Below are 5,705 nucleotides of genomic sequence, written 5' to 3'. Positions count from 1 at the left end.
GTTCCCGACCCTCTGTCGGTCGGGCCCTGGTCGTTCCCTCCCTGTGGGGAGGGGCGATTCCAGTTGGAATCGCAGGGGTGACGGAACCGAATAGCATCGGCGGACGCGCGAGCAGAGCATCAAGGCCTGCGGACACCGGCGACGATCTAGGAGGCAGGGGTGGGCGCAACTGAAGGTGAGGCGCCTCCGCGTTCTCCGGATCAGCACGAGGAGCGGGATCAGAACCGACTGTTTGTCCGGATCACGACGGCGCGCGATCTCCGAACGCTGGGCGAGGCTGCCGAGGTCATCAGCGGAGTTCAGCAGGCTTGGCGCACGGTGTGGGCGTTTGAGCGCTGCTATGACGTCCTTGACGAAGTGCTCTGGGGGAAGGATGACGCCGCCGCACTTCAGCGGCTTGTGGATGCGGTGTCCGAGTTCGAGGCCGACCTTCTGCGGCCCGCCGCTCCAGACGACCCGTCGGTCACGCTCTCGATGCAGTCACCGCTGTGGATGGAGCTCGCGGAGGTCGGCGCGGGTGGTGGCGCGGCCTGGGCCTTCTTCGCCTACGTTCTGAAACACGCGGACGAGCTTGCTCGACTCCCCTACCGGTTCCGAGCTCAGTGGTGGATCGGGCGAGCGGAGGCAGATGATGCGCGCACCGAGGCTCTGGTTTCGAACGCGCGCCGACGACTAGCCGATCTAGAGATCGCGCAGGCCACCAGCCTGAAGGAACTGGGAGAGACACTGGAGCGACTCGGGCCTCTCGAGGTGCAGTCGAATGTGGAGCCTTCTGTGGTCCGAGTGACCGGCGCCGCGTCGGTGGATCCGGCCGAGGCTTCCCGCCCCTCGGCAGGTACGCCGAAAAGTGGGCGGCGCGCCCGAGCCGCGGCGGGTGCGGCGTCAAGCGGAAGGCGCCGATGGGTGGTCCGGGTCCTCAACGAGCCTGTTCGCGTTGAGGGCGCCGGAGAGAGGTCGCGCGACGGCGACTAGAGGCGCGATACGGCCGTGGCAATGGGGCTTGTGCGGCGGGTGGGTGGCGCGCAGATTCGCCTTCCACCCGCCGCACGCCCCTGCTGCTTGAACGCTGCGCAGATCAGCGCTCAAACGGAGGTGATTCCGGCTGGAATCACCCGGCGGAGTCCTGGAGAGGGTGTGTCTTCCAGGAGATGTCGGCGACGGGCCGTCCGCGCGGGAGCGGCTGGCGCCGCGGCGGGAACGGCTGTCCATCGTTGTAGGTCTCTTCGACGTACGCGGTGTGGCGCGCGAGGGCGTCTTCGAGGAACTGGCTGAGCGTGTAATTGGTGCCCGTGGCCTTCTTGACGCCGGCAACGGCGTCGCGGGCACGTTCTTGGACGTCCCAATCGGCTTGAGCGCTGAAGGGCTCGCGGCTCATAGGACACCTCGGTCCTGGAGGAACCCGAGGACGTCGCGGTAGTCGGCGCTGACGCCTTCTTGGGGTGCGTATTCGGTGACGGGCATCTGGTGGCTGTAGGCCTCGACGACGGCGACGGCCTGGCGCACGGGTGGGCTGACCATGTCGCCGAAGGTCTCGCGGAGAAGGTCAAGGGCCTGGGCGTAGGCGGCTCCGCGGGAGGCCGAGGGCACGACGGTGGGGATGACCGCGGCGAGCTGGAGCTTGGGGTTGTAGGCGGTGGCGACCTCGAGCACGGTCTGCTGCAGCGGCGGGATGCCGGAGATCTCCTTGATCGACGGCGTGGCGACGGTGATGACGGCGTCGGCGGCGACCAGGGCGGCGATGGTGAGGATGCCGATCGAGCCGGGGCAGTCGATGAGGGTCACGTCGGCTGGCGTGGCGCTGGCTTCGAGGGCCTGGCGCAGGCGCTGCTCGCCGCCGATGGCGCCGCTGAGCTGGAGCGCTTCGGCGTCGAGCTCGCGTGTGGAGGGGACCAGGCTCAGGCCCGGGATCCCGGTGGGGACGGTGGCCTGGTCGAGAGTCGCGCGGCCCTGGAGTACGTCGCCGATCGTGGGTGTCGTGGGCTGGTCGTAGCCGAGGATGGTTGAGCAGTTGTGCTGGCCGTCGAGGTCGATGACTTTGACCTCGTGGCCGGCCCGGGCGAGGAGCGCGGCGGTGGCGACGACGGTGGTGGTCTTGCCGGCGGAGCCGCCGGCGTTGGCGGTCGCGATGGTGGTCATCGGTCGTTCTCCTTGCTGGCAGCGGGGATGCGGTCGAGTCGGGCCTGCTCCCAGGGGGTCGGCTGGTAGCCGACTTCGCGGACGAGCTGCGCGAGGTAGTCGCGCTGGCGGGCGCGCCACGGCGTGTTGGTGTAGCGGGCCTGGACCTCGGCGCTGGCGACGGTCATGGCCCAGGCGGCCCAGCGCTGTTGTGCGCTGTCGGCGTGGGCGAGGCTCTCGCACCAGGTGTACATGGAGTCGCTCGGCTTGCCGAGCCGCTCCCCCAGCCACTTGTGGACCAGGCGCAGGCAGTCGGCGTAGTTGCCGTAGTTGAACAGGGTCAGGTCGACCAGGGCGCTGGTGGCCTGGCCGGCGGTGGGCTGCTTCTGCACGAGCTGGCCGGCGGCTTCGGTGCGGGCCTTCATCGCGGCGGTCCGCTCGCGCTTCTCGGCGGCGTCGTCGGGTGCGGGCGGCCGGTCGTCGCTGCCCACGGGTGCGGCGCTGTAGTAGGCGATCCCGTTGCTGGTCGGGTGCGCGCGCAGGTCGCCGGAGGCGCGGGCGGTCTCGATCTGCTCGTCGCTGTAGATGCGGTGCCGGCTGGCGGCGTGGGCCCACTCCTTGTGCGGGTCCTCGACGAGTGGGACGCCGTTGCGCTCGGCCTCCTCGCGGGCCTTGATCGCGACGAGTCGTGCGGCGCGGTCGCGCTCGACTCGGCGCACCGCGGTGTCGAGGGTGATCTGTTCGCGCTGGGCGAGGCGCCAGACCTCGGCCTGCTCGTCGGCGGGGATGCCGGTGAGCGCGAGGGCGTCGGTGGGCGAGACCGCTCCCCCGGTGATCGCGGACTGAACCTCCTCGGGCAGCTTGAGCAGAGAGAGGCGCTTGGACACCTGGCCCTGGGCGATGCCGGACTTGGCGGCGATCGCGCGCTGGCTCAGCCCGGCGTCGGCCATGAGCTGAAGTGCGCGGGCTTCCTCGATCGCGTTGAGGCCGGCCCGGTGGATGTTCTCGGCGAGGAAGGTGACGTAGGTGCTGATCTTGTCCGCGTCGGGCTTGGCGATGGCCTCGAAGTGGTCGAGGCCGGCCAGCTCGGCTGCTGCGCGTCGCCGGTGGCCGGCGGTGGCCACCCAGGCATAGCCCTGGACGTGGTCGCGCCAGTCGGGGTGTTCGGCGACGAACTGGTCGACAGTGACGACCAGGCCGGGCTGGAGCTGGCCGACTTCCTTCATCGACTCTGCCAGGCCGGCGAGGTCGCCGAGGCTCTCGCGCGGGTTCTCGGGGTGCGGGGCGACCTGGTCGAGCGGGATCCGCAGGACCCGTGTGCCGGTCTGGTCATCGCCGCGACGCAGCGCGCCGATGATGCCCCCGGTGACCACTCCCCCGCTGGCCGGCTGTGGCGACTGGGCCGTCGTACCGCCGTGGTGATTCCGGTTGGAATCGCCCTGCGGGGTGACGTCAACAGGCTGCTCGGTCGCCGGCGCTGCGGGTGACGTGCTGGGACTCGGGCTGGCTCCGCCGATGAGGCCGAGGCTGCCGCCCGCAAGGCCCTTCTTCCGTGTCGCTGCCATGTGTCGCTCCTTCAATACATGTAATACATCGATTATTGGCCGTGAGAGCGCCGTAGTGGGGGAGGCGCGCTGGGCGTGTCGCTGCGATTCCAGTCGGAATCGGTGAGCTGCGGGGTGGCCGGCGGCGCGGAGTCGGTGGGGTGATTCTGGCTGGAATCGCCCTCGCCGGCCGGGCTCGATGCCCGGCTGGTGGGGGAGGCCCCCGGGGGCGGGACCCGGCGCGGAGGCCGGGTCCCGCTCATGGTTCCGTGCGGTCAGACGGTCTTCTTGGTGATCGCGTACTTCTCGACGTCGGAGAGGGTGTAGCCGACGCTTTCGATGAAGCGGAGGTAGCGACCGGTGGCGTTGGTGGTGCCGTCGCGTCGCCACTCCGAGCGGCCGAACTGGCCACCGAGGGGGGCCTCGTAGGCCGCGAGCACCCGGACGAGCGCGACCACGAGCGCGCGGTTGTCGGTGCCCTTGTCGATCACGTTCGCCGGGTTGGTCTTGGCGTTGAAGCCGAGCCAGTCACCGGCGAGTGCGCGGGCGGTGTAGTCGCTGATGAGACCGGCGTCGGTGACGAGGGCGGCGGCGAGGAACTTCTGGGTGCCTTTGGGCGGGGTCTTGGCCTTGGCCAGGGTCGCGAGGTACTCGCGACGGACCTCGATCGCGGCGTCCCACGCCTTGTTGTTGTCGATGACCAGGCGGCGGTCCTTCTTGGCCTGCTCCTTGGCCTTCTCCTGCTCGGCGTCGCTGACCGGCTTGGCGCCGGTGCCGGAGCCAGCGGTGCGGGCCGGGGGACCGTAGGGGTCGTGGTGGCCGTGCTCGGGCCAGCCCTTGCAGCCGTAGACGGCGGCGGGGACGGTGATCCGTCGTGATCCGGCGTACGCCTGAGCGACCGCTTCGTCGTAGTCGTAGGCGGCCTTCTCGTAGGCAGCCTGGGCCTCGTCGTAGGCAGCGAGCACCTCGGGGTCGACCGCCGCGCGGGGCTCCTCGGCCTCCTCGTCGTCGCCGCTCTCGTAGTCCATCTGAGCGCGCTCGTCGTAGGGGGCCTCGGGCTCGTCCAGGTCAGGCACCTCCGGGAGCACCAGGGGGTCGCCGTTCTTGTCGACGTTGACGAACTTCGCGCCGATCCACGCGACGTGTCCCGGGCAGTCCTCGTGCTCGATCTTGGACAGCGGCGTGCGGTCCTCGGCGCTCACCCAGAGGCTGTCGAGGTCCCTGGCGCCCTCCCGGTCCTCCTTGTCCAGCAGCAGGGTCAGCCCGGCGTCGGTCAGTTCCTTGACCAGGGCCTCGCGGAGGTGCTGCTGGGACCGCGACTCGCGGGCCTGGGAGGCGACGTGGTCGAACTGACCGGTGGTCGCGGCCGCGACCAGGGCCTTGACGGTGTCGGTGTCGTCCTCGAACTCCGCGATGACCGCGAGCTGGTCCAGGGTGAGGTCGTAGCGCTCGGCGGCCTTGACCGCCAACTGCGACTTGTTGACCGTGATCGCGGCGTCGACCTGGGCGCGGGGGATGCGGGCCTTCTTGGTGATCTGTGCGGCGCTCATCCCGAGGTTGGTCAGGGTCTGCACGACCCCGGCCTCGTTGGCGGTGGTGAGGCCGTCGCGGTGGGTGTTCTCGTCGCGCTGGCTGATGACGCGGCCGATCTCGTCGGCCTTGACGTCGCCGTCCGTTCCGCCGTCGATGCCGACGATGTAGACCGGCACGGTGACCGCCTTGGCCTCGATCGCGGCGAGGGTGCGCCGGTGCCCGAAGCGGACCAGGAGGTCGGCGCCGTCGTTGGTGATGACGGCGGTGATGGGCTCCAAGACCCCGACCTCGGCGACGGACTTGATGAGCCCGACGCTGGGCTGGGCTTCGCGGATGTTCTTGGTCATGAGCAGGGTGTGCGGGGCGACGTGCACGAGCGTCCCGACCTCCCACTTCTGGCCGGTCTTGCTTGCGGTGCCGTTGGCGCTCTTGTTCTTGGTGTTCTGCGTGGTGGTCACGGGGACCTCTTTCTGCCCAGGGGATCGGGGGACCGGCCTCTGCGTTGGCCAACCC

Annotated in this window: 5 protein-coding genes; 1 reads left to right on the top strand and 4 read right to left on the bottom strand. The window is 70.0% G+C overall.

Translation table 11 applies throughout. From position 1 onward, the window contains the following. Positions 1 to 159: 159 nt before the first annotated feature. Positions 160 to 972, top strand: coding sequence for a hypothetical protein (locus CCO04_RS28035; protein WP_215817479.1), 813 nt, complete (start codon positions 160 to 162; stop codon positions 970 to 972). 136 nt (positions 973 to 1,108) lie between these two features. Here the strand turns inward: CCO04_RS28035 and CCO04_RS28030 are convergent, their stop codons facing one another. From CCO04_RS28030 to CCO04_RS28015, 4 genes are all read right to left on the bottom strand, one after another. Continuing rightward, a complete protein-coding gene (locus CCO04_RS28030; RefSeq protein WP_215817478.1) occupies positions 1,109 to 1,375 on the bottom strand; it encodes a hypothetical protein in 267 nt (88 codons plus the stop codon). Next, complete coding sequence (locus CCO04_RS28025; RefSeq protein WP_215817477.1) at positions 1,372 to 2,136, bottom strand: ParA family protein; 765 nt, start codon at positions 2,134 to 2,136, stop codon at positions 1,372 to 1,374. Before CCO04_RS28025 ends, CCO04_RS28030 begins: the two co-directional genes overlap by 4 nt. Then, complete coding sequence (locus CCO04_RS28020) at positions 2,133 to 3,680, bottom strand: ParB/RepB/Spo0J family partition protein (protein ID WP_215817476.1); 1,548 nt, start codon at positions 3,678 to 3,680, stop codon at positions 2,133 to 2,135. The genes CCO04_RS28025 and CCO04_RS28020 overlap by 4 nt, the downstream gene beginning before the upstream one ends. Positions 3,681 to 3,934: 254 nt before the next feature. Beyond that, positions 3,935 to 5,650: a ParB/RepB/Spo0J family partition protein gene (locus tag CCO04_RS28015; protein ID WP_215817475.1), complete on the bottom strand. Its 1,716-nt coding sequence runs from the start codon at positions 5,648 to 5,650 to the stop codon at positions 3,935 to 3,937. Positions 5,651 to 5,705 lie beyond the last annotated feature (55 nt).

The organism is Pimelobacter sp. 30-1, from assembly GCF_018831735.1.
In the GTDB taxonomy this organism is placed as follows: domain Bacteria; phylum Actinomycetota; class Actinomycetes; order Propionibacteriales; family Nocardioidaceae; genus Nocardioides.
This window is presented reverse-complemented; position numbering and strand designations above follow the sequence as displayed.

Excerpts from the sequence above, each read along its gene's own strand:
- CCO04_RS28020 (WP_215817476.1), bottom strand. The coding sequence starts at position 3,680 with ATGGCAGCGACACGGAAGAAGGGCCTTGCGGGCGGCAGCCTCGGCCTC.
- CCO04_RS28025 (WP_215817477.1), bottom strand. The coding sequence starts at position 2,136 with ATGACCACCATCGCGACCGCCAACGCCGGCGGCTCCGCCGGCAAGACC.
- CCO04_RS28030 (WP_215817478.1), bottom strand. The coding sequence starts at position 1,375 with ATGAGCCGCGAGCCCTTCAGCGCTCAAGCCGATTGGGACGTCCAAGAA.